General features: G+C 68.3%; 20 protein-coding genes. 10 read left to right on the top strand and 10 right to left on the bottom strand.

Annotation, left to right across the window (positions count from 1 at the left end):
- Positions 1-73 precede the first annotated feature (73 nt).
- The 4 genes from SOM39_RS01005 (at position 74) to SOM39_RS00990 (ending at position 5995) form a co-directional block, all read left to right on the top strand.
- Entirely contained in the window at positions 74-2356 is a 2283-nt protein-coding gene (locus tag SOM39_RS01005) for a patatin-like phospholipase family protein (protein WP_320457219.1), read from the top strand.
- A 123-nt stretch (positions 2357-2479) separates the two neighbouring features.
- Positions 2480-4852: a GH92 family glycosyl hydrolase gene (locus SOM39_RS01000; RefSeq protein ID WP_320457218.1), complete on the top strand. Its 2373-nt coding sequence runs from the start codon at positions 2480-2482 to the stop codon at positions 4850-4852.
- Positions 4853-4910: 58 nt separating this feature from the next.
- On the top strand, positions 4911-5639 hold the full coding sequence (locus tag SOM39_RS00995; protein ID WP_320457647.1) for an SGNH/GDSL hydrolase family protein: 729 nt from the start codon (positions 4911-4913) through the stop codon (positions 5637-5639).
- Positions 5636-5995 (top strand): hypothetical protein, encoded by a 360-nt coding sequence (locus tag SOM39_RS00990; RefSeq protein ID WP_320457217.1) that lies wholly within the window; start codon positions 5636-5638, stop codon positions 5993-5995. The genes SOM39_RS00995 and SOM39_RS00990 overlap by 4 nt, the downstream gene beginning before the upstream one ends.
- A 25-nt stretch (positions 5996-6020) precedes the next feature.
- Here the strand turns inward: SOM39_RS00990 and SOM39_RS00985 are convergent, their stop codons facing one another.
- The 7 genes from SOM39_RS00985 to hutI all read right to left on the bottom strand — a co-directional run bounded on the left by SOM39_RS00985 (position 6021) and on the right by hutI (position 15011).
- Complete coding sequence (locus SOM39_RS00985) at positions 6021-6695, bottom strand: MarC family protein (RefSeq protein ID WP_320457216.1); 675 nt, start codon at positions 6693-6695, stop codon at positions 6021-6023.
- 26 nt (positions 6696-6721) lie between these two features.
- A complete protein-coding gene (locus tag SOM39_RS00980; protein WP_320457215.1) occupies positions 6722-7138 on the bottom strand; it encodes a hypothetical protein in 417 nt (138 codons plus the stop codon).
- Positions 7139-7253: 115 nt separating this feature from the next.
- Entirely contained in the window at positions 7254-9374 is a 2121-nt protein-coding gene (locus tag SOM39_RS00975) for a TonB-dependent receptor family protein (RefSeq protein WP_320457214.1), read from the bottom strand.
- 366 nt (positions 9375-9740) lie between these two features.
- The gene (gene hutU, locus SOM39_RS00970) at positions 9741-11405 is read right to left on the bottom strand and encodes a urocanate hydratase (RefSeq protein WP_095362718.1); all 1665 of its coding nucleotides are present in this window, start codon (positions 11403-11405) and stop codon (positions 9741-9743) included.
- Positions 11402-12250 (bottom strand): N-formylglutamate deformylase, encoded by an 849-nt coding sequence (gene hutG / locus SOM39_RS00965; protein ID WP_320457213.1) that lies wholly within the window; start codon positions 12248-12250, stop codon positions 11402-11404. The genes hutU and hutG overlap by 4 nt, the downstream gene beginning before the upstream one ends.
- Positions 12247-13788, bottom strand: coding sequence for a histidine ammonia-lyase (hutH, locus tag SOM39_RS00960; RefSeq protein WP_068852807.1), 1542 nt, complete (start codon positions 13786-13788; stop codon positions 12247-12249). The genes hutG and hutH overlap by 4 nt, the downstream gene beginning before the upstream one ends.
- Positions 13789-13811: 23 nt before the next feature.
- On the bottom strand, positions 13812-15011 hold the full coding sequence (gene hutI / locus SOM39_RS00955) for an imidazolonepropionase (RefSeq protein WP_320457212.1): 1200 nt from the start codon (positions 15009-15011) through the stop codon (positions 13812-13814).
- A gap of 63 nt (positions 15012-15074) precedes the next feature.
- Here hutI and SOM39_RS00950 point away from each other — a divergent pair, with 63 nt between their 5' ends.
- Together SOM39_RS00950 and hutC are read left to right on the top strand one after the other, a co-directional pair.
- On the top strand, positions 15075-16454 hold the full coding sequence (locus SOM39_RS00950) for a formimidoylglutamate deiminase (protein ID WP_320457211.1): 1380 nt from the start codon (positions 15075-15077) through the stop codon (positions 16452-16454).
- A gap of 32 nt (positions 16455-16486) precedes the next feature.
- Positions 16487-17215, top strand: a complete 729-nt coding sequence (gene hutC / locus SOM39_RS00945) for a histidine utilization repressor (RefSeq protein WP_210130557.1) — start codon at positions 16487-16489, stop codon at positions 17213-17215.
- 3 nt (positions 17216-17218) lie between these two features.
- Here hutC and SOM39_RS00940 read toward each other — a convergent pair whose 3' ends face one another.
- From SOM39_RS00940 to SOM39_RS00930, 3 genes are all read right to left on the bottom strand, one after another.
- Complete coding sequence (locus SOM39_RS00940) at positions 17219-18235, bottom strand: restriction endonuclease (protein WP_068852798.1); 1017 nt, start codon at positions 18233-18235, stop codon at positions 17219-17221.
- 220 nt (positions 18236-18455) lie between these two features.
- On the bottom strand, positions 18456-18947 hold the full coding sequence (locus tag SOM39_RS00935; RefSeq protein ID WP_068852795.1) for a phasin family protein: 492 nt from the start codon (positions 18945-18947) through the stop codon (positions 18456-18458).
- 88 nt (positions 18948-19035) lie between these two features.
- On the bottom strand, positions 19036-19311 hold the full coding sequence (locus SOM39_RS00930) for a polyhydroxyalkanoic acid system family protein (RefSeq protein ID WP_307106775.1): 276 nt from the start codon (positions 19309-19311) through the stop codon (positions 19036-19038).
- A gap of 123 nt (positions 19312-19434) precedes the next feature.
- On the opposite strand from SOM39_RS00930, the gene SOM39_RS00925 reads away from it, so the two are divergent.
- The 4 genes from SOM39_RS00925 to aroA all read left to right on the top strand — a co-directional run bounded on the left by SOM39_RS00925 (position 19435) and on the right by aroA (position 24088).
- The gene (locus SOM39_RS00925) at positions 19435-20235 is read left to right on the top strand and encodes an FHA domain-containing protein (protein WP_093536024.1); all 801 of its coding nucleotides are present in this window, start codon (positions 19435-19437) and stop codon (positions 20233-20235) included.
- Between the two features lie 178 nt (positions 20236-20413).
- Complete coding sequence (serC, locus tag SOM39_RS00920) at positions 20414-21499, top strand: phosphoserine transaminase (protein ID WP_320457210.1); 1086 nt, start codon at positions 20414-20416, stop codon at positions 21497-21499.
- 29 nt (positions 21500-21528) lie between these two features.
- The gene (pheA, locus tag SOM39_RS00915; RefSeq protein ID WP_095362709.1) at positions 21529-22689 is read left to right on the top strand and encodes a prephenate dehydratase; all 1161 of its coding nucleotides are present in this window, start codon (positions 21529-21531) and stop codon (positions 22687-22689) included.
- A 91-nt stretch (positions 22690-22780) separates the two neighbouring features.
- Positions 22781-24088 carry a 3-phosphoshikimate 1-carboxyvinyltransferase gene (gene aroA, locus SOM39_RS00910; RefSeq protein WP_320457209.1) on the top strand — a complete coding sequence of 436 codons (1308 nt, stop codon included), beginning with the start codon at positions 22781-22783 and terminating at the stop codon, positions 24086-24088.
- Positions 24089-24108 lie beyond the last annotated feature (20 nt).

Genomic DNA, 24108 nt, shown 5'->3' with positions numbered 1-24108 from the left:
CGTCGATCTGGACGAGCGCGGGTGGCACAGGCAGAGTGCGGGCATCGGCCAGAATATGACGCCAGGAGCTGACATGCAGGATGACCCCCGTCCGTCGCACAGGAAGGTGCGCCTCCTCCGTCAGTGGGCAGTCCTTGCTGCGCTCCTGCTGCCGCTGGCAGCCGGGGCGCAGCAGGCAGCGACGGATGCGCACGCCGGCACGCACCCCGACCGCCCGCGCACCTGCCTGGTGCTCGGCGGTGGCGGCGCGCGTGGCGCGGCGCATATCGGCGTGCTCAAGGTGCTGGAGCGCGAGCGGGTGCCGGTGGACTGCATCGTCGGCACCTCGATGGGCGCGGTGGTGGGCGGGCTGTATGCCTCCGGATACTCGGCCGATGAAATCGAAACCGTGCTCGACCGCATCGACTGGGCCGACGTACTGCGCGACAAACCGCCGCGCAACGAGCGCAGCATGCGCCGCAAGGAAGACGACCTGCGCCTGCTCGGCGGGGTCGAAGTCGGCCTGAGCAACGGCAAGATCGCGTTTCCGCGCGGCCTGATCCAGGGCCAGAAACTGGAAATGCTGTTGCGCCGGCTGCTGCTGCCCACCTGGCAGGTGCGCGATTTCGACCAGCTGCCCATCCCGTTCCGGGCGGTGGCCACCGATATCGTCACCGGCGACAAGGTGGTGTTCGGCCAGGGCGACATGGCGCTGGCGATCCGCGCCAGCATGTCCGTCCCCGGCGTGTTCGCTCCGGTGCGTTACCAGGACCACCTGCTGGTGGATGGCGGCGTGGTCGACAACCTGCCGATCGACGAAGCGCGCCGGCTCGGCGCGCAGCGCCTGATCGTGGTGCGGGTGGGCACGCCGTTGATGAGCGAAGAACGCCTGGATTCGCCGTTGGCGATCAGCCACCAGATGGCCGGCGTGCTGATGAAGCGGGTGGTCGATGCGCAGCTGGCCACGCTGGGTACGCAGGATCTGCTGATCACGCCGCCGCTGGGCGACATGGGCAGCCAGGACTTCAACCACTCGCCGGCGGCGGTAGCCGTGGGCGAGCAGGCCGCACAAGCCGAGGTGGCGGGCATCCAGCGCTACCAGGTCGATCCGGCGCAGTACGCGATCTTCCAGGAGCAGCACCGGCCGCCTGCCTATGAAACGCCGATCGTCGCGTTCATCGACGTGCTGCGCGAGGACACCCAGACCCCGCGCTTCATCGAACAGCGCCTGCAGCCGCAGCTGGGCCAGCCGCTGCAACCGGAACGGATCGAACGCCAGGTTGCACTGACCTACGGCGAAGGCCGCTACGAGCAGGTGCAATGGCGGCTGGACCAGCGCGATGACCAGTTCGGCCTGGTCATCGCCCCGCAGGACAAACGCTGGGGTCCGGATTTCCTGCATTTCGCGTTGCGCCTGTCCGATGACTTCGATGGCAGCAGCAACTACCAGCTGATCAGCGAGTTCACCCGTACCGGCCTGACCGACCAGGGCGCCGAACTGAAACTGCGCATCGGGCTGGGCGAGGTGGAGGAGGCCTTCGCCGAGTACTACCACCCGTTTGGCAGCAGCGGCCGGCACGCGCTCTCGACCTATGCGCGTTACCGCGCCACCGATCTGGACCTGGCGCTGCTGCAGCGTGGTTCGCTGGCGCAGTACCGCTACAGCCAATGGCTGGGTGGCCTGCGCTGGGCCTGGTCGCCGCATCCGGACTGGGAACTGGCCAGCTTCCTCGAGCGCGGGCAGGAGCGTACCCGGCTGGATGTGGGCAATCCCAGCGAGCTGGGCAACTACCGCGCCGACATGGGCAGCATCGGCTGGCAGCTGCGCCACGATTCCATCGACAGTTCGGCCTTCCCCAGCCGCGGCCAGCGCCTGTCGCTGACCCGCCAGCACTACCTGGACGCGCTGGGCACGGATGATCCCGCCGCCGTTACTCGCCTGCAGTGGGATGGCGCCTGGGCGCGGGGCGAAAGTCGCTGGCTCGGTGGACTGCGCATTTCATCCGCTCACGGTGGCGACGATCTGCTGGCCACCTACGGCTTCCTGGGCGGGCTGGGCAACCTGTCGGGGTATCCGGAAGAGGCGATCTTCGCCCCGCAGACCGCGCTGGCGCGCATGGTGTACTACCGCCGCGTGGCCCATGCCGACTCATTGCTGACCATTCCGCTGTACGTCGGGGGCAGCCTGGAATGGGGCGGGTTCTGGCGCACGCGCGATGAAGTGAACATCGACGGCATGCAGAGTGCCGGCAGCGTGTTCGTCGGTGCCGATACGTTCCTTGGGCCGGTGTTCCTCGGCTACGGCCGCGCCCAGGGCGGGCACGACTCGTTCTATCTCACCTTCGGTTCGTTGCTGCGCACCCTCGACGGGTTCTGACGCCCCGCGACAGGGGTGCCTTTGGTCAGATTGCGGGCGGGGTTTAGATCGATACAATCGATCCAGCCACGCAGGTCGTGGCGCTACGTTGATGGTCCGTCCTTTCCGCTCTGGGAGTTCGTCGTGCACCGTTCGATGCTGGTTGCCGTTTCGCTTTTCCTGACCGCCGCGCCCTGCGCCCTGCAGGCCGCCGACCTCGCCGCCGAGGTCAATCCCTTCATCGGCACCACCAACGCCGGCAATGTGTATCCGGGTCCGTCGATGCCGTTCGGCATGGTGGCCTTCAGCCCCGAGATGACCCCGCTGCCGGGCAAGCGCTTCGCCATTGCGGCGCCCGGTGGCTACGAGTGGCGCGGCAACGGCGTGCGCGGCTTCAGCCTGACCCATGTGTCCGGTACCGGCTGCACCGGGGCCAGCGGCGACGTTCCGATCATGCCGGTCACCACCAAGGTGGAACTGTCGCCGTCGTCGGCCGAGGCCGGGCTGCGCTACGCCAGCGTGCTGGACCACAAGCGCGAGTCGGCCAGTCCCGGTGCGTACCGGCTCACGCTCGACAACGGCGTGGTGGTGGACCTGGGCGCCACTGCGCGCACGGCGGTGGGGCAGTTCCAGTTCCCGGCCGACAAGCCGGCCAACCTGCTGTTCCGCACCTCCGACAGCGAAGTGGGCAGCACCGATTCGAGCATCGTGATCGATCCGGCCACGCGCACCGTGCGCGGCACGGTCACCGCCGGCAACTTCTGCGGCTACCTCGCCGAGGATCGCCGCGAAAGTTATTACACCCTGCATTTCGTGGCCGAATTCGACCAGCCCTTCGAGGTCGGCGGCACCTGGCGCGACGAGACCGTGCAGGTGGGCGCGCGCGAAGGCGGTGGCGGCACCAGCTACGGCACCCAGGGCCACCCGCCGGTAGGCAAGGGTGCAGGCGGCTGGATCCAGTTCGATCCCAAGCGCAGCCCGAAGGTGACCGCACGCATCGGCATTTCCTACGTGGACGAGGCCGGTGCACGCGCCAACCTGCGCCGCGAAAGCCCGGTGGGCACCACCGTGGAAGCGACCCAGGCCGCGACCCGCGCCGAGTGGAACAAGACCCTGGGCCAGGTGCGCGTGGCCGGCGGAACACCCGACGAACGCACCGTGTTCTACACCGCGCTGTACCACACGCTGCTGGCGCCCAACCTGTTCAGTGACGGTGATGGCCGCTACCGCGGCATGGACGGCAAGGTGCATGCGCTTTCGAAAGGCCAGCGTGCGCAGTACGCCAACTACTCGGGCTGGGACGTGTACCGCTCGCAGCTGCAGCTGGTCACGCTGCTGCAGCCGCAGGTCGGTTCGGACATCGCGCAGTCCCTGCTCAACCAGGCCGACCAGAACGGCGGCGTGTGGGACCGCTGGACGCACCTGACCGGTGCCACCGGAGTGATGAACGGTGATCCGTCGCCGCCGTCGGTCGCTGCGATCCACGCGTTCGGTGGCCGCAACTTCGATCTGAAACGCGCCTACGCCTCGCTCAAGCAGGCGGCCACGGTGCCGACCGAACGCGACCTCAGCCGGCGCGGCTGCCCGGTACTGTGCGTCGGCCAGCGGCCGGGCCTGGACCAGTGGATGGCGCTGAAGTACATGCCGGTGGGCGCGCCGGGCTGGGGCACCGCCTCGGACACGCTGGAAATGGCGGCCGCTGATTTCGGCCTTGCCGAACTTGCCAATGCCGCAGGCGACAAACAGGGCGCGGCGCTGTTCCGCCAGCGCTCCGGCTGGTGGCGCAACCTGTACAACCCAAAGGCGACGGCGCAGGCCGGCTACATCCAGCCGCGCAATGCCGATGGCAGCTGGCCGGCGTTCGACCCGGCCTCGGATGAGGAGTTCGTCGAAGGCAGCGGCGCGCAGTACCTGTGGATGGTGCCGTTCGACCCGGCGGGGCTGATCGCCACGCTTGGCGGCCGCGACGCGGCCATCCAGCGCCTGGATGCGTTCTTCCGCAAGGAAGATGGCGCATGGGCGGTGACCAAGTCCGGCCCGTTGCATGCCGAGCTGGACAACGAACCCTCGGTGGCGGCACCGTGGCTGTACAACTTCGTCGGCCAGCCGTGGAAAACACAGGAAACCGTGCGCCAAGCCATGCGCCAGATCTGGACCAATGCGCCTGAAGGCATGCCCGGCAACGATGACCTGGGCCAGATGTCGTCGTGGTACGTGTGGTCGGCGCTGGGCCTGTACCCGCTGTACCCGGGCCGTGCCGACCTGGTGATCGGCAGCCCGCTGTTCCGCGAAGCGGTCATCCAGCGCCCCGGCGCCACGTTGACCATCACGGCCAATGGCGCGGCGATGGACGCACCGTACGTGCAGTCGCTGCGCGTGGACGGCAAGCCCAGCGAGGCCAGCTGGCTGCCGGCCAGCGTGGTGCAGAAGGGCGGCACGCTGGAGTTTGAACTGGGCAGGGCGAAGAACACGCAGTGGGGCACCGCCACGCTGCCACCGTCGTATGGGCCGAACTGACATGCACGCACGGACAGGCACGGCAGTGCTCTTGGCTGCCATCACCTTGGCCCCTCTCATGGTCGCTGCTGCTGAAACCCCGGCCACCAACCCGCTGTTGCTCAAGCCGGTGGCGCAGGTGACACCGGATGAGGTCCGCTTCATGCAGCAGCGCCTTGCCGACTGGCCGCAACTGCAGCGCTATCGCGCGGAAAACGCCGCGCTGCCGGCGCCGGTCGGCGGTGCACCGCGCGTGGTGTTCTATGGCGATTCGATCACTGAAGGGTGGGGCGCCACCGGCAGACCGGGCTTCTTCCCGGGCAAGGGCTACCTCAACCGTGGCATTTCCGGGCAGACCACCGCGCAGATGCTGCTGCGTTTCCAGCAGGATGTGATCGCGCTTCATCCGGCGGTGGTGGTGATCCTGGCGGGAACCAATGACATCGCCGGCAACACCGGCCCGAGCACGCAGGGGATGATCGAGGACAACCTGCACGCGATGGTTGACCTGGCCCGCGCGCACGGCATCGCCGTGGTCTTGTCCTCGGTGCTGCCGGTCAGCGAATACCCGTGGCAGCCAGGCGTGCAACCTGCGGGCAAGGTCAAGGCGTTGAACGCGGCGCTGCACGCCTACGCACGTGAGCGGAAGCTGGTCTGGCTCGACTACTACGCGGCGCTTGCCAACGCGAAGGGCGGCCTGGATCCAGCCCTCGCGGCCGATGGCGTGCATCCTACTGCGGCGGGATATGCGCGGATGGCGCCGTTGGCGCAGGCGGCGGTCGAACGCGCGCTGGAACCGCGCAGGTGAACCTCTCCCATCCGCTCCTGCAGCGCAGTGCCGGCATCCTGCCGTGGGTGGGGTTGGCCGCCAGTGTGGCCATGGCGTTCGTGGTGACCCTGTTCGGGGCACTGCTGCTGCCGCAGTTCGTGGAGATGTTCGGCAGCGCCGGCCAGGCACTGCCGTGGATCAGCCGCGTCTACAGCCAGGGTTATCTGCTGGCCTGGCTGGCGCCGGCGCTGGTGGGGGCGTGCTGGCATCTCGGCCCGCCCCTCGCCGGCCGCATCCTGGCCGGGCTGCTGGGCCTTGGCGCAGGCCTGCTGGGCTCGGTGGGCATACTCTTTGCGATGTACCTGCCTTACTTCATGCTGGGTTCGCTGGTCTGAGTGCCGTTGCCGGCGCTGGCGCGGCTCACGCCGCCGGCCGGCCGAGCAGTTCCGACAGCCCGTACCAGCCGATCTGCACGCCGATGCACAGGATGACAAACGCCAGCAGGCGCAGCATGACCTGCATGCCGGTGCGCCCCAGCAACGACTGCAGGCGGCCGGCGTAACGCATGCAGAGGTAGATCAGCGCGCACAGCACGACCAGCGCACATCCCGCAGCGGCTACGTGCACGGCTTCCGGTCCTTTCGCCGGCGACGTGGTGCCGACGGCAATCGCTACCGCGATGGCGCCGGGCCCCACGGTGAGTGGCAGGGTGAAGGGATAGAAGGTCTGTGACTCGATGGAGGCGTCGAAGCCTTGCCGCGCTTCGGCCTCGGCTGCACCGGCCAGGGACGTGCGCTCCTGCTGGGCGGGCGCGTTCAGCAGCCGCCATCCGGTCGCGGCAATGACCATGCCGCCGGCCAGCCGCAATACCGGAATCGAAATGCCGAAGAACGACAGTACCCAGGCGCCGATCCCGATCGATACGGCGAGCATCACCAGGCTGTTCAACGCTACCGCACGCGCCACCCGGTTGCGTTGTGCGGGCGAGGCGTGCGGCAACAGGCCCAGCACCATCAGCGCCGCGCCAGGTGGATTGATCACCGGCAGCAGGCTGGTGAGAATCACCAGGAAAGCATGGCTGAACTCATTCCACATGCGCGTCTTCCGTGAAGCACGGTTGCCTAGGGCCGCCAGAACCCTACCTGCAGCTCGGCCAGGGTCAGGTCGTTGTCGTGGTTGGTATCCAGCGACTGGAAGCGCATCTCCGCCACGCGGCGTACTTCCTCGTCGCTCAGCTCGCCATCGCCATTGAGATCGGCGACCCGGATGCGGTCTGCCGCCGTGAGCTGGCCATCGCGGTCCGGGCCGAGCAGTGCCTGCACTTCTTCGACCGTGACGCGGTAGTTGTGATCGGCATCGAGCGTGCGGAACAGCGCGCTGCCGTCGTACTCGTCTTCGCTCACCACGCCATCGCTGTTCTTGTCGAGCGTGGCGAAACGGGTGGCGGCGGTGTCGCCCACCGATTGGGCGTGCCCTGCAGCGGCAACACCCAGGCAGAGCACGAGGGAACAGGCGAGACGCGTGGCGATCTGGCTCACGGGAAGCTCCGCAGCAGGGCAGGGAAGGCCTCCAGTCTCCGCCGTGCAGGCACGCGCGGCTACGGCAATCCCCGCGCCCGGCGCCAGTATTTCTACTGGCACCGGTTCGCTGGCCTCAATTGAAGCGCCAGCGGATGCCTGCATACACCCCGCGACCGTCGCCCGGTGTCGAGCGCGCCACGTCCCTGCCAGCGTCGTCATAACCCGGCGTCACAGTGGCCGCGTAATGGCGATCACCCAGGTTGCGCAGTTCCGCCCAGGCCTGCCAGCGACCGTTCGGGGCATCGAAGCCTACCCGCGTGCCGAAGATCAGGTGGCTGTCGGCGCGGAAGCTGTTGGCGTAGTCCACGAACATCGCCGAGGCGTACTCGGTGTTGACCGCGGCGTAGAACCCGGCCGGATGATCGAAGCGCAGTTCGCCCTGGTAATAGTGGCGCGGCAGGCCCGGCAGGCGGTTGCTGCCGAAGCGGGCATCGTGGCGGTAGCGGAAGTCGCTGAAGGTATACGCCTGGCGCAGCGAGAGGCGACCGTCGGCGCCCTGCCACAGGGTGCTGTCCAGCCCGGCCTCGATGCCGCGATGCACGGTCGGGCTGGCGTTGTTCTCGGCCACGAACAGGTTCGGCACCGGCACGACTTCCACGCTCAGCAGTTCATGCAGCACGCGCGCGTAGTAGCCGGTCAGTTCCCAGCGGCCGAGTGCGCTGTCCCCGCGCGCGCCCAGTTCCAGCGTGGTGGCGGTCTGGTTGTCCAGCGCCACCGGCGCGCGTTGGCGTCCGCTGGACGCGCCGTTGCCGGGGGCGAAATACAGGTTGGAGCCCCAGATCATCGACCACGGGTGCGCCGGCTCCACCGAGCGGCTCAGGTTGCCGAACCACTGCGTGGCGGGCGTCTGCTGCCAGGTGAAGCCCAGTCGCGGCGCGTAGTCCCAGTCGCTGCCCGACAGCCGTTCCGGCGTGCTCGGCCAGGTGACCTGCACGTCGTGGCGGGTGTTGATCAGCGCAAGGCCGGTCTGCAGACGCAGCGTGTCGCTCAGCGCCAGGTCATTGCCCACATGCAGCGTGCTGTTGGTGCCGTGGTGTGAGAAGTCGCGGGTGTGGGTGCCGGCGGGGTAGCCGTTGCTGGGGTAGCGCAGGGTTTCGCGCACGTCGGCATCCAGGTCGTGGGTGACGCGCAGGCCGAGCGTGGTCACGCTGTCGCGCCCGAACAGCAGGTGTTTCCGCCGGTAATCCAGCGTGGCGTTGAGGTTGGTGTAATCCAGCTGCTGCCGGTACAGGCTCTCGTTGAGATCCATCGGGTAGTGGTGGTAGACCAGCCCCGCCTGCAGCGAGGAATCGTCATCGATCTGCAGCGTGGTCATGTTGCCCAGCCAGGTGCTGCCCGGCTGCGGGCGCTGCGCATCGATGGCCAGGTTGGCCGGGTTGGCCGCGCGGGGATCGTTGCGGATCTGCGCGCGGGTGAGGCGCCCGGGCGTCTGGTGGTTGGTTTCGCGGTAGCGCAGGAAGAAGCGCGTTTCCAGCTGCGGAGTGATCTGCCAACCCACGTTCGCCATCGCACCCTTGCCGTCGCCGGCGGCGTGCTGCTGGTAACCGTCGTATTCGGTATCGGTGTAGGCCAGGTAGTAGTCCACGTCGCCCGCCACGCCGCCGTAGCCCACGCTGCGCTTCTGGTAGCCACGGCTGCCCGCTTCATACTGCAGTTCCACGCCGGTGGCGTCACGGCCGCTGCGGCTGACGTAGTTGATTGCACCCCCCAACGCCAGCGCGCCGGTTTCAAACCCGTTGGCCCCGCGCAGCACCTCGGCGCGGCTGAGCCACAACGGTTCCAGCAGCTCGTAGGGGGTGCCACCCGGGCCGGTGAGGGGCAGGCCATCCAGCGAGACCGAGATGCCGGAGGCATGCGCGCCGGGGCCGCGGTTGATGCCCGAGCCCCGAATGGAGACCTTGGCCCCTTCGTTGCCGGGCGACTGCGCGCTGATGCCGGGCTGGTAGGCCAGCACATCGGCGGTGCCGGCCAGGCGGCCATCGGTGCGGGCCAGGTCGATCACATTGCCGGCACCGGGCACGCGTTTGAGCGCGGCACGGGCCTGTTCGGTGGTGTCGGCGGCGGTGACGTTGACCGATTCCAGCGTTGTGGGCCTGTCGGCCGGAGCGGCGGAGGCGGTGGCAACCAGTACGGTCGAAAGGGCCAGGGTCAGCGTGGACAGGGTAGGGCGGTGCAACGACAGGAGAGGAGGCATGCGTCTGGAATCGGTACGAAATGGGCAGCGGCGGCCAGGCACGACACCTGTAAACCGTCGCGAGGTCGCGAAAGTTAACAGGTTGCGCCGCCGCCGTCACCCACCGAAGGAACGGGGGGGGTAGGGTCGGTTCCCAAACGACTGCACGCACGGCAGGCGATCCCTTTAACGCATGGACGCCTGCAACCACGCTGCTTCGGGAGAGGCGATCCCGATCATTGCAATGCCGCCACGGGGCGCGGCGTGGCTATCGGCAGTCGATCGGGATGCGACCCTACCAAGGTGCGGAGCGTGCGGCCTGGGTGAGAAACAAGTTTCCCGGGCTCCCGGCACGGCCATGCTGACCTCAAGCCGGGCGGCATGCGTTCAAAGAATCCCAGGCAGATCCAACCCCTTCTCCTTCGCGCATTCAATCGCGATCTCATAGCCCGCATCGGCATGCCGCATCACGCCGGTGGCCGGGTCGTTCCAGAGCACGCGCGCGATGCGCTTGGCGGCCGCTTCGGTGCCGTCGCAGACGATTACCATGCCGGCGTGCTGCGAGAAGCCCATGCCCACGCCGCCGCCATGGTGCAGTGACACCCAGGTCGCGCCGCTGGCGGTGTTGAGCAGGGCATTGAGCAGCGGCCAGTCCGATACCGCGTCCGAGCCATCGGCCATCGCTTCGGTTTCGCGGTTCGGCGAGGCGACGCTGCCGCTGTCCAGGTGGTCGCGGCCGATCACCACCGGTGCCTTCAGCTCGCCGTTGGCGACCATTTCGTTGAACGCCAGCCCGAGGCGATCACGGTCCCCCAGGCCGACCCAGCAGATGCGCGCGGGCAGGCCCTGGAACTTGATCTTCTCGGCGGCCATGTCCAGCCAGCGGTGCAGGTGCGGGTTGTCCGGAATCAGTTCCTTCACCTTCGCATCCGTTTTGGCGATGTCCTCCGGGTCGCCGCTCAGTGCGGCCCAGCGGAACGGGCCGATGCCGCGGCAGAACAGCGGGCGGATGTAGGCGGGCACGAAGCCGGGGAAATCGAAGGCGTTTTCCACGCCTTCTTCCAACGCCATCTGGCGCAGGTTGTTGCCGTAATCCACGGTCGGCACGCCCAGCGCATGGAAGGCGAGCATGGCCTGGATGTGGTTGGCCATCGACGCGCGCGCGGCTTTCTCGACCACCTTCGGCGCGCTCACGCGCTGCTCGTCCCATTGCTCCACCGTCCAGTCCTGCGGCAGGTAGCCGTTGACCGGGTCATGCGCGGAGGTCTGGTCGGTCAGCAGGTCCGGCTTGACCCCGCGCACCAGCAGTTCGTCCAGCACGTCGGCGACGTTGCCGAGCAGGCCCACCGACAGCGGCTTCCTGGCCGTGCAGGATTCCTCGATCAGGCGCAGCGCTTCGTCCAGGTTGTCGGTCCAGGTATCCAGGTAGCCGGTGCGCAGGCGCATCTCGATGCTGCTCTTGCGGCACTCCACGGCCAGGCACGAGGCACCGGCCATCACCGCGGCCAGCGGCTGCGCGCCACCCATGCCGCCCAGGCCGCCAGTGAACAGCCACTTGCCGGCCAGGCTGCCGTTGTAGTGCTGGCGGCCCATTTCCACGAAGGTTTCGTAGGTGCCCTGCACGATGCCCTGCGCACCGATGTAGATCCAGCTGCCGGCGGTCATCTGGCCGTACATGGCCAGGCCCTTCTTATCCAGCTCGTTGAAGTGGTCCCAGTTGGCCCAGCGCGGCACCAGGTTGGAATTGGCGATCAACACGCGCGGTGCATCGGCATGGGTGCGGAACACGCCCACCGGCTTGCCCGACTGCACCAGCAGGGTCTGGTCGTCTTCCAGGCGGGTGAGGGTCTCGATGATGGCGTCGTAGCTTTCCCAGTCGCGCGCGGCGCGGCCGATGCCGCCGTACACCACCAGTTCCTGCGGGCGCTCGGCCACGTCCGGGTGCAGGTTGTTCATCAGCATGCGCAACGGCGCCTCGGTCAGCCAGCTCTTGGCGGTGAGCGTGCTGCCGGTGGGGGCGATGATGGTGCGGGTGGAATCGTGACGGCTCATGCAGCACTCCGGGAGTTCGCGAATTCAAGGCAGGCGGTAAGCACCTGCTGCAGCGTGTGCCGCAGCGGCGCCGCGTGGTCGGGGTCGAGCGGGGTGGGCCAGCTGTGCACGTCCACCTGTTCGGGTTCGTGCATGTAGCCGCGGCAGGCCAGCTCCATCTGCAGGCTGTGCACGCCGCCGGCGATGTCGCTGTAGTGGCGGGTGATCCAGCCACCCTTGAAGCGGCCGTTGCGCACGTGCGACAGGCCGCTGATCCGGCACAGGTTTTCGACTACGTCGCTGAGCGCGTTGTCGCAGGAGGTATCCGGCGCGCCGGAGGGACCGGCAGTGCCCACGTTGAACTGCGGCAGTTCGCCGTCGAACAGGTGCGGGATGTGCGATCGGATCGAATGCGCGTCGTATACCACCACGGTGCCGTGGCGCTGGCGAAGGCGCGCGATCTGCGCCGCCAGCGCCGCGTGGTAGGGCGCAAAATACGTATCGCGTCGCTGGGCAATCGCGTCGGCATCCGGCTCCCGGCCCGGGTGGTACAGCGGCTGGTTGTCGAACGTGGTCAGCGGGCACAGCCCGGTGGTGTTCTGGCCGGGATACAGCGACACGCCGCTGGGGTCGCGGTTGAGGTCGATCACCGAACGCGAGATCGCCGAACGCACCGTGGTGGCGCCCATGCGCTGCGCGAAGTCATACAGCTCATGCACCCACCAGTCGGCATCGCGGCGGGCCAGCCACGGCGACACGAAATCGCCGGCCAGTGCATCGGGCAGCTCGGTGCCGGTGTGAGGGAGGCTGACGATCAGCGGCGCATCACCTTCATGCACCTGCAACCACTCCGGATGCGCGGTCATGCCAGCGGCTCCACCTGCGGCAGGATGTCGGCCAGCCCTTCGGCCAGCGCGCCGCTGCGCACCAGCGCGGTGGCGGCCAGCATGTCCGGGTGGAAGTAACGGTCGTCCTGCAGGGTCGGCACCTGCGCACGCAGGCGCTGGCGCACTGCTTCCAGCGCATCGCTGGAGCGCAGGCCACCGTGGAAGTCGCACCCCTGCGCGGCGGCCAGCAGCTCGATACCTACCACGTTGGCCGCGTTCTCGGCCATCTGCAGCAGGCGGCGTGCGCCATGCGCGGCCATCGAGACGTGGTCTTCCTGGTTGGCCGAGGTGGGAATCGAATCCACGCTGGCCGGGTAGGCGCGCTGCTTGTTTTCCGAAACCAGCGCGGCGGCGGTCACCTGCGGAATCATGAAACCGGAATTCAGGCCCGGCTTCGGGGTGAGGAACGCGGGCAGGCCCGACAGCGCCGGGTCAACCAGCATCGCGGTGCGGCGTTCACTGATCGAACCGATCTCGCACACCGCCATCGCCAGCATGTCGGCGGCGAACGCCACCGGTTCGGCGTGGAAGTTGCCGCCGGACAGCGCTTCGTTGGTATCGGTGAACACCAGCGGGTTGTCGGACACGCCATTGGCCTCGATCGACAGCGTGGTGGCGGCCTGGCGCATCACATCAAACGCCGCGCCCATCACCTGCGGCTGGCAGCGAAGGCAGTACGGGTCCTGCACGCGCACGTCGTTGTCGCGATGCGATTCACGGATCGCCGAGCCCTGCATCAACCTGCGCAGTGCCGCAGCGGTGGCGATCTGGCCACGCTGGCCGCGGATCTGGTGGATACGCGGATCGAACGGGGTGTCCGAGCCCTTGGCCGCTTCCACCGACAGCGCACCGGTGACCAGCGCGGCCTGGAACACGGTGGTGATCTCGAACAGCCCGGCCAGCGCATAGGCGGTGGAGTACTGGGTGCCGTTGAGCAGGGCCAGGCCTTCCTTGGCGCCCAGTACCAGCGGCGCCAGGCCGAAGCGCGCCAACGCATCGGCGGCCGGCAGGCGCTCGCCGCCGACGAATGCCTCGCCTACGCCGATCATCACGCTGGCCAGGTGCGACAACGGCGCCAGGTCGCCCGAGGCGCCCACCGAACCCTGGCACGGAATCACCGGCACCAGGTCGTGCTGCAGGAAGGCTTCCAGCAAGGCGAGCGTTTCCGGGCGGATGCCCGAGGCGCCCTGGGCCAGGCTGGTCAGCTTCAGCGCCATCATCAGGCGCACCACCGGCGCGGGCATCGGCTCACCGACGCCGGCGGCGTGCGACAGCACGATATTGCGCTGCAGGGTTTCCAGGTCGTCGCGTTCGATGCGTACGCTGGCCAACTTGCCGAAGCCGGTGTTGATGCCGTACACCGGCTCGCCCTTGGCCACGATGTCGGCCACGGTCTGCGCGCTGCGGCGCACCGCCTCGGCCGACGCGGGGTCCAGGCGCACGCGGGCACCGTCGAAGATCGCGCGCCAGTGCGCCAGCGTCACCGCGCCGGGCTGCAGGGTCAGGGTCGTACTCATGGAATCTCCAGGCATCTCAATGTTCAGACGGATACGCCGCGCATCACGCGCGCGTGCAGGGGGTTGAAGCCGATGCGGTAGACAAGGTCGGCAGGCGCCTCGATGTCCCACACGGCCAGGTTGCAGTCCAGCCCGACCGCCAGGCGGCCGATCCGCGCCTGCCGGCCCAGCGCACGCGCCGCTTCACGGGTGAAGCCGGCAATGCACTCGTCCACGGTCATGCGGAAAAGTGTGGCGGCCATGTTCATGGCCAGCAGCGGGCTGGTCAGCGGCGAGGTGCCGGGGTTGCTGTCGGTGGCCAGTGCCAGCGGTACGCCGGCCGCGCGCAGCGCATCGATCGGGGGCAGGGTGGTGTCGCGGGTGAAATAGAACGCGCCCGGCAGCAGCACCGCCACGGTGCCGGCGGCACGCATCGCGGCAATGCCGTCTGCATCGAGGTGTTCGATGTGGTCGGCCGACAGCGCGCCATGCCGCGCGGCCAACGCAGCGCCGTGCTGGTTGCTGAGCTGTTCGGCGTGGATCTTCACCGCCAGTCCATGCGCCTGCGCGGCCACGAACACCTGCTCGGCCTGCGCGGTGCTGAAGGCGATATTCTCGCAGAACACATCGACCGCTTCGGCCAGGTCCTGCGCGGCCACCGCCGGAATCATCACGTTGCACACCTCATCGATGTACTCCTGCGCCTGCCGCCCCGGCGGCACGGCGTGCGCACCGAGGAAGGTGGGCACCACCTCTACCGCGCGCTGCCGCGACAGCTCGCGGGCCACGCGCAACTGCTTGGTTTCATCGTCAAGCGAGAGGCCGTAGCCGGATTTGATTTCCACCGTGGTGAGGCCTTCGGCCAGCATCGCGTCCAGCCGTGGCAGGCTGGCCGCCAGCAGCTCCGCTTCGCTGGCGGCACGGGTGGCGCGTACGGTAGAGACGATGCCGCCGCCGGCGCGGGCGATGTCGGCATAACTCACCCCCTGCAGGCGCTGTTCGAATTCATTGGCGCGGTTGCCGGCGTACACCAGGTGGGTGTGGCAGTCGACCAGCCCCGGACTGATCCAGCGTCCGCCGCAGTCCACGCGGCGGTTCGGCTGCAGGTGCGCTTCGGACCCGGCCGGGCCGACGTGCACGATGCGGCCGTCGTGGGCGGCGATCACCCCGTCGCGGATCACGCCCAGGCCAGGGCCGTCGACGGTGATCAGGTGGGCGTTGGTCCAGAGAGTGTCACAGTGCATGGCAGCAACCACGGCGGCTTATATGTCTATACAATATAGGCGACACTTCCGGGATGTCCAGTGATGCCAGCCAACCCCGCTTCCGTCCTCGCTTTCCACGCCGACCATGCCCTGCTGCCGCAGGGGTGGGCGCGCGATGTGCGCATCGTCTGCGCCGGCGGCACCCTGCAGTCGGTCACCCCGGGCGTGCCCGCGCAGCCTGGCGACACGGCGCTGGCCATCGCGCTGCCCGGGCTGGGCAACCTGCACAGCCACGCCTTCCAGCGCGGCATGGCCGGGTTGACTGAAATCGGCGGGCGCAGCGGCGACAGCTTCTGGAGCTGGCGCGAACTGATGTACCGGTTCCTGGCCCACCTGCAGCCTGATGCAGTGCAGGCCATCGCCGAACAGGCCTACGTGGAGATGCTCGAATCCGGCTTCACCCGCGTGGGCGAGTTCCACTACCTGCACCATGCCCCGGACGGAACGCCGTATACGGACCGCGCCGAGATGGCCGCGCGCATCGCCGCGGCAGCGCAGGACAGTGGCATCGGCCTGACCCTGCTGCCGGTGTTCTACGCGCACGCCGATTTCGGTGGCGCAGCGCCGAACCCGGCCCAGCGCCGGCTGCTGCATGACGTGGACGGGTTCGCCGCGCTGCTCGACGGCTGCCGCCATGCGCTGCGCGGGCAGGACGATGCGGTGCTGGGCATCGCGCCGCACAGCCTGCGCGCGGTGACCGGCGAGGAGCTGGCGGCGTTGCTGCCGCTCAACCGCGGCCCGGTGCACATCCATATCGCCGAACAGACCCGCGAGGTCGATGCCTGCGTGGCCTGGAGCGGGCTGCGTCCCGTACGCTGGCTGTACGAACACGCCGCCGTCGATGAACGCTGGTGCCTGGTGCATGCCACCCACGTCGATGCCGACGAAGTGCGGCGCATGCTGGACAGCCGTGCCGTGGTCGGGCTGTGCCCGATCACCGAGGCCAACCTGGGCGATGGGCTGTTCCCGATGCAGGCCTTCGCGCGGGGCGGCGGCCGGTTCGGGGTAGGCTCGGATTCCAACGTGCTGATCGACGCGGCAGAAGAGCTGCGCCTGCTCGAATACGGGCAGCGCCTGCAGCTGCGTGGGCGCAACGTGCTCGCGCCGCAGGAAGGCGTTTCCAGCGGGCGCTGGCTGTTTGAACAGTCGCTGCAGGGCGCAGCGCAAGCCTTGGGCGTCACCACTGGCCTGCAGCCCGGTGCGCCGGCCGACGTGGTGGAACTGGACCCGCAGCACCCGGCGCTGATCGCGCGCGACGGCGATGCCTGGCTTGACAGCTGGGTGTTCGCCGCCCGTAATGGCGCCGTCCGATCGGTCTGGCGCGGGGGGCGCGAGCTGGTACGGCAAGGCCGCCACCTGCAGCGCGACGCCGTAGCGGCGCGCTTTGCCCACGCCCTTCGCGGCGTGCTTGCCGCGCACTGAACGTGGCCGCCACCCCCCACCAGGATTCCCGCGTGACCGGCAAGAAAGCCGAAACCCTCAACCAGCGCATCCGTGCCGACCTCGAGAGCCGCATCCTGAGCGGGGAGTGGGCGCCGGGGTTCCGCATTCCGTACGAGCACGAGTTGATGGAGCAGTACGGCTGCTCGCGGATGACCGTCAACAAGGTGCTCACCGCGCTGGCCGAGAGCGGCATGATCGAGCGCCGGCGTCGCGCCGGCTCGTTCGTGGCGCGCCAGCCGCCGCACCTGGAACAGGTGGCGCTGGAGATTCCCGACATCGCCATGGCGGTCGGTGCGCGCGGCCATGTGTACGGCTACCAGCTGCTGGACCGCGCCTATCGCGCGCCGGACACGCAGGTGGATGAAGAAATGGCGTTGTCCGCTGGCGAGAAACTGCTGGCCATCCGCTGCCTGCACCGTGCCGACGGCAGGCCGTTCGCGCTCGAACACCGGCTGATCAGCCCGGTCGGGGTGCCCGAAGTGCTGGACGTGGATTTCAACACCACCGCGCCGGGCAGCTGGCTGCTGCAGAACGTGTCGTGGACCCGCGCCCAGCACCGGATCAGTGCGTGGGGCGCCGATGCCGCAGCAGCGGCCCTGCTTGAAGTGCCGCTGGGCACCGCGTGCCTGGTGATTGACCGCCTCACCTGGCGCGGCGACCAGCCCATCACCTGCGTGCGGCAGATGTTCCTGGGCGACGCCTGGGACCTGGTGGCCCGGTTCGCGCCCGGCGCGCGCTGATCCTTACGACGTGGCGCACTGGCGCCAGCGCACGGGCTCGTCGGTGTTGATGCGGGGATTGAGCTGGATGCGCACCGTGCGCAGCGCCGGATAGCGCTTCACCTGGGTGCAGATACGTGGCCAGACCTCGTCGATCTCGGCCGAGCGGTTGACTGCCAGCGTCTGCCGGGTCTGCCAGAACGCGCTGAGCACGCCCTCCTGCTGGGCCAGCAGGGTTGCCAGTTCGCGCTGGTACACCGCCAGCGTGGCCGCATCCGGGTCGGCCACGGTGCCGAGGATCTGGTTCGGCGCGGCGGCCGTCTGGGCCGGGTTGGCCGGCGCAGCAGGTGCAGGGGCGACTGGAGCGGGCGGGGTGGGCGCCGGCGGGGTCGCTGCCTGCACGGGGGCCGACGCCGGCGCGGGCGCCTGGGCTGCCTGGTCCAGGCGGGATGTCAGGTATCCCATGCCGACCAGCAGGCCCAGCGTCAGCGAGCCCAGCCCGGCGATCGAGATGCGCCGCACCGCTTCGCGGCGTGCCGCGTGCTTGACGCGGGTTTCCACGTCACCGGGCAGGTAAGGCTGCAGCATCGGCCACAGCAGCGCTCCATCCAGCACTTCCACGTTCTGCTTGTCGGCGGTGGAACGTCCATCGCGCTCGACCATGCCTTCGGTGATGAGGATGCCGCCGCGGGCACCGGCCAGGCGCGCCGCGGCGCCCAGCTCGTTCACCGCCGCCCGGCCGATCCGGTAGGCGCGGCCATGCTTGCACGACACCAGGTAGCGCTGGTGCTGGGCGTCCTGCATCAGGAAGTCGCTGCTGGGCTCACGGCTGTCGTCGGCCTCGCCGGTCACGTCCTGCAGGCCGCGCTGTTCGTGCAGGGCGCGCCGGACGATTTCCGAGAAGTCCCGCCAGTGCATGCCGGCCAAGGCGTTGAGCCCCAGCCGGGTCTCCTTGCGGCGGCGTTTCACCAGCCAGAAGTAGGCAGCGGCCAGGGACCAGACAACGAGGGCCAGCAGGAGAGCCAGAATCCAGGAGAACATGGGACCTAGAGATGAACACGGAGGCGCAGACGACAGTTTATATGCGCCCGCCCCTGTCTGCGGGATGTCGTTTTGAGATCGCGCACACAGAAAACCCGCCAATCCTTAGCCGTGAGGGGAGGGAACAAACGGCGCAGAAGCAATTGGCGGGTCGATTTCGATTGTCAACAAAGTGGTGCTGCTTTGCAACAATCGCCGTACGGAACAGTGTGGTCCGCGCTCAGGGGTCCGAACCGGGCGACTGGTGGGTGCCGGGCCGTGGGTCTGCGTTGGGGGAGGCGTTACGGGCCTCGGCGCGGTTGAGCCGGGCGGTCAGGGCATCGATCCGCACATTGAGCGCCGCCACGTCTTCTGCCGTGGGGATATGCAGGCGCTTGAGCACGCCCTGGACCCGGTCGTCGAAGGCCTTCTCGACCTTGTCCCAGGTGCCGGCGGCCTTTTCGCGCGCCTCGCCGAGGTGTTCCTCGACGTTGTCGCGCCAACGCGGTGTGTCGCCGGCCTGCTCGCGGTTGCGCGCGTCCACCGACTCGCCTTCCCTGACCAGGTCGTCGAAAACGCGGCTGCCTTCGGCCTGGGCGCGTGCGAACACGCCAAGCCCGGCCAGCCAGATCTGCTGCGCCGAACCGGTCAGCCTGCGTGAGAAGCGCTCGGCCTGATCCTGCAACGAGGGCTTTTCGCCGGTGCGGTCATCGTAGTCGTCGTGAGTATTCATGGGGCGATCCTGTGAGTGGCCACCCGTTGATCCTACCCAGCGCTTCGATTGCGCGGCGTGATGGCGTGCCCGCCGCCACGCCAGCGGTTCAGGCCAGCTTTTCCTGCAGGACGCGCTGGATTTCGCCATGCACCCTGTCTTCCATCAGCGATGCGGGGAACGAAAGGTTGGCGGTCACATGCACCTGGCCGGGAATCAGCTCGATCAGGCCCTTCACTCCGGTACCGCTGAAATTAAGTACATCACCCACCCACTCGGTCTTCAGCGGGAAGCTGTTGCCGAGCTTGGCCACCATTTCCTGGATCACGCTGCGGGCCACATCGGGGCTGTGGGTATGGTCGTGGCGGATATCGAGGCGGGACATGCGGACTCCTGACGGGCGATAGCGGGAAACGGGCGTGCATTGTGCGCATCCGCAGGCAGAACTCCAAGCAGTGCGTCACACTTCTCTATCTTCCCTGACATCCAACCTGCTAGGCTGCGCCGCGTGCAGAACCTGCTTGTTCACTTCACTCATCGCCAACACCCCGACCAGCCGTTGCGGCCGGGGGTACAGCGCATCGTGCGCCATGCCTCGGGCAGCGTCCGCTTGGGTGGCGACGCGGCCGGCACGCTGTTGCTGGCCCAGTTCTGCCTGGATGACCGCGGCCTGTGGCTGCAGGTAGCCGCCGGCATGCGCGGCATCCACGTCAATGGTCGCCCGGTGCGGCGCATGGCGCTGCTGCGGCCCGGCGACGCGGTCTACGCCGACGGCGTGGAAATGCTGATCCAGGGCGAATGCGAGGCCCTCAACCACGCCCCGTCGCGCAGCGATGAGAGTGGGGAGGACCAGCGCCTGCTGCGCGGGGTGGGTGGCCAGCACCACGGGCGCAGCTTCACCCTCGACCGCCCGCGGGTGATCGGGCGCGGCGCCGAATCCGACATCGTGATCGACGATCCCGCGTTCGCCGAACAGCACGCGCGCCTGGAACGCCACGGCGACCGCCTGCTGTTGCGGGATCTGGGGGCGGGCGAATCGACCCGGGTCAACGGCGTCAGCGTCAGGCACTGCTGGCTGCAGCCCGGTGACCAGCTGGTCTTCGATGCGCAGCACCGGTTCGTGCTGGAAGTGCCGCACGACGGCCGCAAGCGGGTGGTCAGCGATGAGGAGGACGAGCTGCTCGACCTGCCATCGCCGGTGGAAGCCCAGGCCAAGCCGAAGCGGGTAAGCCGCTGGCCCTGGCTGCTCGGCAGCGCGCTGCTGCTGGCCGGCCTGATCAGCCTGCTGCTTTGGTTCGGCGCGCGTTGAACGCGTCGCCCGACCAACGGTCGGGCGCTACCCCGTGTCGCACGATCGCCGGTAGCACACGACCGTTGGTCGTGTGGCGGCGTCGATAGATTCGGATGCAACCAATTTCGCCTTGTCCTGCAAGGCCTAAAGGCTGGTGCGCTGCGGCATACTAGGGGTCTTGCCCCATAGGTGTGACATGACGCGCGCGTTCAATTTCAGTGCCGGCCCTGCAACCCTGCCGGAATCGGTCCTGCGCCAGGCGCAGGAAGAGATGTTGGAATGGAACGGCGCTGGCGCCTCCATTGTCGAAATGAGCCACCGCGGCCCGGAGTTCATGGCCGTTGCCGCCCAGGCCGAAGCCGATCTGCGCCGCCTGCTCGGCGTGCCGGACGATTACGCGGTGATGTTCCTGGCCGGCGGGGCGACCACCCAGCAGGCCCTGCTCGCGCTGAACTTCGCCGCCCCCGGGCAGACCGTGGATTACGTGCTCACCGGGCATTGGGGCAAGACTGCGATCAAGCAGGTCAGCCCCTACGTGCGGGTCAACGTGGCCGCCAGCAGCGAAGCCGGTGGTTTCCATGACATCCCGCCGCGCAGCCAGTGGCAGTTGTCCGACGATGCCGCCTACGTGCACATCACCGCCAACGAAACCATCCATGGTGTCGAGTTCCGTGACACCCCGGACGTCGGCAGCGCGCCGCTGTTCGCCGATTTCAGCTCCTCCATCGCCAGCGAACCGCTGGATGTCTCGCGCTACGGCCTGATCTACGCCGGTGCACAGAAGAACCTGGGCCCGGTCGGCGTGTCGGTGGTGATCGTGCGCCGCGACCTGCTCGAGCGCAGTGGCCAGCCGCGCGCGGACATCTTCGATTACCGCTCGCACGTCGCCCGCGATTCCATGCTCAACACTCCGCCCACCTGGAACTGGTACCTGGCCGGGCTGGTGTTCCAGTGGATGCTCGCCGAGGGCGGAGTGGAAGAATTCGCGCGCCGCAACGCGGTCAAGTCCACGCTGATCTACGGTGCCATCGATGTCTCCGGCGGCTTCTACCGCAATGAGGTGGTGCCTGCCGCGCGTTCACGCATGAACATTCCGTTCTTCCTGCCTGACGAAACCCTCACCGCCCGTTTCGTGAGCGAATCCAAGGCCGCCGGGCTGCTGGCGCTGAAGGGCCACAAGGCCGTCGGCGGCATCCGCGCTTCGCTGTACAACGCACTGCCGGTGGAAGGCGCACAGGCGCTGGCCGCCTTCATGCGCGATTTCCAGCAACGCAACGGCTGACGTTCCCGAATCTGTAACTGGATACCCTGATGGCCACCAAACCCGCCAAGCCCAAGGCACCCGCCGCCAAGCCCACCAAAGCCAAGGCCGACGCCGTACCTGCCGTCGCCGCTCCGGTGCTGTCGGATGTGCGCGCCAAGATCGACCACATCGACCGCAGCATCCAGGCGCTGATCGCCGAGCGCGCCCAGTTCGCCCACCAGGTCGGCAAGGCCAAGGGCAAGCTTGCCGCTGCCGTGGATTATTACCGCCCCGAACGCGAAGCCCAGGTGCTGCGCATGGTGGTGGACCGCAATGAAGGCCCGCTCAGCGATGAAGTGCTGGTGCATGTGTTCCGCGAAATCATGTCGGCCTGCCTTGCCCAGCAGGAGCCGCTGAAGATCGGTTACCTCGGCCCGGAAGGCACCTTCAGCCAGCAGGCCGTGCTCAAGCACTTCGGCCGTTCGGCGCTGGGCCTGCCGTTGGCCAGCATTGAAGAAGTGTTCCAGGAAGTGGAAGCGGGCAACGCCGATTTCGGCGTGGTGCCGGTGGAAAACTCGGGGCAGGGCACCATCCAGATCACCCTGGACATGTTCCTCACCTCCAACCTGAAGATCTGCGGCGAAGTCGAACTGCGCGTGCAGCAGTACCTGATGTCCCGCAGCGGCCGCCTGGAAGATGTCGAACGCGTGTATGGCCACCCGCAATCGTTCATGCAGACCTCCTCCTGGCTGCGCGCCAACCTGCCCAAGGCCGAGAAGATCCCTGTGTCGAGCAATGCCGAAGGCGCGCGCCGCGCCCGCAATGCCGATGACGCCGCCGCCATTGGTGGCGAAAGTGCAGGGCACGTGTATGGACTGAAGAAGGTCGTGACCAAGCCGATCCAGAACGACGCCGACAACACCACCCGTTTCCTGGTGGTGGGCCGCCAGTTCTTCCCGACCTCCGGCCACGACCGCACCTCGGTGCTGGTGTTCATCCACGACAAGCCCGGTGCGCTGTTCGACGTGCTCAGCCCGTTCGCGCGGCACGGCATCAGCATGAACCGCATCGAATCGCGTCCGTCGCACAACGCCAAGTGGGAATACGGCTTCTTCATCGACCTGGCCGGCCACATCGACGACGAGGCCATGCAGGCCGCATTGGCCGAACTGAAGGCGCACTCGGCGCAGATCAAGGTGCTGGGCTCCTACCCGGTGGCCGTGCCCTGATACCCCGGCGCCGCCGCCCTGCGCGCGGCGCCGCTTACCGTCATTCCGCACCATCGCTGCCTTCCCGGGCGGCTTTCTACAGGATTCACCGATGACCGCTTCCGCTTCCTGGACCGCCCGCAAGGGCCAGCCCCTGCAGGGCAGCCTGACCATTCCCGGCGACAAGTCGGTCTCGCACCGTGCGGTGATGTTCGCTGCACTGGCCGATGGCGTTTCGCACATCGACGGTTTCCTGGAAGGCGAGGACACCCGCGCCACGGCCGCGATCTTCTCGCAGATGGGCGTGCGCATTGAAACCCCGTCGCCGTCGCAGCGCATCGTCCACGGCGTGGGTGTGGATGGTCTGCAGGCACCGGCCGGCCCGCTGGACTGCGGCAACGCCGGCACCGGCATGCGCCTGCTGGCCGGCCTGCTCGCCGCGCAGCCGTTCGATTCCGTGATGGTGGGTGATGAATCGCTGTCACGTCGCCCCATGCGCCGGGTAACCGGGCCGCTGGCGCAGATGGGCGCGAAGATCGACACCGAGGCCGACGGCACCCCGCCGCTGCGCGTGCATGGCGGCCAGCCGCTGCACGGCATCGACTTCGCATCGCCGGTGGCCAGCGCGCAGGTCAAATCGGCCGTGCTGCTCGCCGGCCTGTATGCGCAGGGCGACACCGCCGTGACCGAACCGCACCCGACCCGCGACTACAGCGAACGCATGCTGCGCGCCTTCGGCGTGGAGATCGACTTTTCGCCCGGCAAGGCCCGCCTGCGGGGCGGCCAGCGCCTGCGCGCCACCGACATCGCGGTGCCGGCTGACTTCTCCTCGGCGGCGTTCTTCCTGGTGGCGGCCAGCATCATTCCCGGTTCGGCACTGACCCTGCGCCAGGTCGGCCTCAACCCGCGCCGCACCGGCCTGCTGGCCGCACTGCGACTGATGGGCGCGGATATCCGCGAAGAGAACCATGCAGAGCAGGGCGGGGAAGCCGTGGCAGACCTGGTGGTCCGCCATGCACCGCTTCACGGTGCCGAGATTCCCGAAGCGCTGGTGCCGGACATGATCGACGAGTTCCCGGCCCTGTTCGTCGCCGCTGCCGCTGCACAGGGCAACACCATCGTGCGTGGCGCGGCCGAACTGCGGGTCAAGGAATCCGATCGCCTCGCCGCAATGGCCACCGGCCTGCGCAGCCTGGGCGTGCAGGTCGATGAAACCGAAGACGGCGCCACGATCCACGGCGGCACGGAACTGGGCAGCGGCACCATCGAAAGCCACGGCGACCACCGCATCGCCATGGCCTTCGCCATCGCCGGCCAGATCAGCAGCGGCGAAGTGCGCATCAACGACATCGCCAACGTCGCTACCTCGTTCCCCAACTTCGACGGCATCGCCCGCACCGCCGGCTTCAACCTCGGGTAAGGCACCGTCGGCGGCCAAAA

The sequence above is a fragment of the Stenotrophomonas sp. CFBP8994 genome (assembly GCF_034044835.1).
Taxonomy (GTDB): domain Bacteria; phylum Pseudomonadota; class Gammaproteobacteria; order Xanthomonadales; family Xanthomonadaceae; genus Stenotrophomonas; species Stenotrophomonas rhizophila_A.
This window is presented reverse-complemented; position numbering and strand designations above follow the sequence as displayed.

Excerpts from the sequence above, each read along its gene's own strand:
- SOM39_RS01005 (WP_320457219.1), top strand. The coding sequence starts at position 74 with ATGCAGGATGACCCCCGTCCGTCGCACAGGAAGGTGCGCCTCCTCCGT.
- SOM39_RS00995 (WP_320457647.1), top strand. The coding sequence starts at position 4,911 with ATGGTCGCTGCTGCTGAAACCCCGGCCACCAACCCGCTGTTGCTCAAG.
- SOM39_RS00985 (WP_320457216.1), bottom strand. The coding sequence starts at position 6,695 with ATGTGGAATGAGTTCAGCCATGCTTTCCTGGTGATTCTCACCAGCCTG.
- SOM39_RS00975 (WP_320457214.1), bottom strand. The coding sequence starts at position 9,374 with ATGCCTCCTCTCCTGTCGTTGCACCGCCCTACCCTGTCCACGCTGACC.
- hutU (WP_095362718.1), bottom strand. The coding sequence starts at position 11,405 with ATGAGCCGTCACGATTCCACCCGCACCATCATCGCCCCCACCGGCAGC.
- hutG (WP_320457213.1), bottom strand. The coding sequence starts at position 12,250 with ATGACCGCGCATCCGGAGTGGTTGCAGGTGCATGAAGGTGATGCGCCG.
- hutH (WP_068852807.1), bottom strand. The coding sequence starts at position 13,788 with ATGAGTACGACCCTGACCCTGCAGCCCGGCGCGGTGACGCTGGCGCAC.
- hutI (WP_320457212.1), bottom strand. The coding sequence starts at position 15,011 with ATGCACTGTGACACTCTCTGGACCAACGCCCACCTGATCACCGTCGAC.
- SOM39_RS00950 (WP_320457211.1), top strand. The coding sequence starts at position 15,075 with ATGCCAGCCAACCCCGCTTCCGTCCTCGCTTTCCACGCCGACCATGCC.
- SOM39_RS00940 (WP_068852798.1), bottom strand. The coding sequence starts at position 18,235 with ATGTTCTCCTGGATTCTGGCTCTCCTGCTGGCCCTCGTTGTCTGGTCC.
- SOM39_RS00935 (WP_068852795.1), bottom strand. The coding sequence starts at position 18,947 with ATGAATACTCACGACGACTACGATGACCGCACCGGCGAAAAGCCCTCG.
- SOM39_RS00930 (WP_307106775.1), bottom strand. The coding sequence starts at position 19,311 with ATGTCCCGCCTCGATATCCGCCACGACCATACCCACAGCCCCGATGTG.
- serC (WP_320457210.1), top strand. The coding sequence starts at position 20,414 with ATGACGCGCGCGTTCAATTTCAGTGCCGGCCCTGCAACCCTGCCGGAA.
- pheA (WP_095362709.1), top strand. The coding sequence starts at position 21,529 with ATGGCCACCAAACCCGCCAAGCCCAAGGCACCCGCCGCCAAGCCCACC.
- aroA (WP_320457209.1), top strand. The coding sequence starts at position 22,781 with ATGACCGCTTCCGCTTCCTGGACCGCCCGCAAGGGCCAGCCCCTGCAG.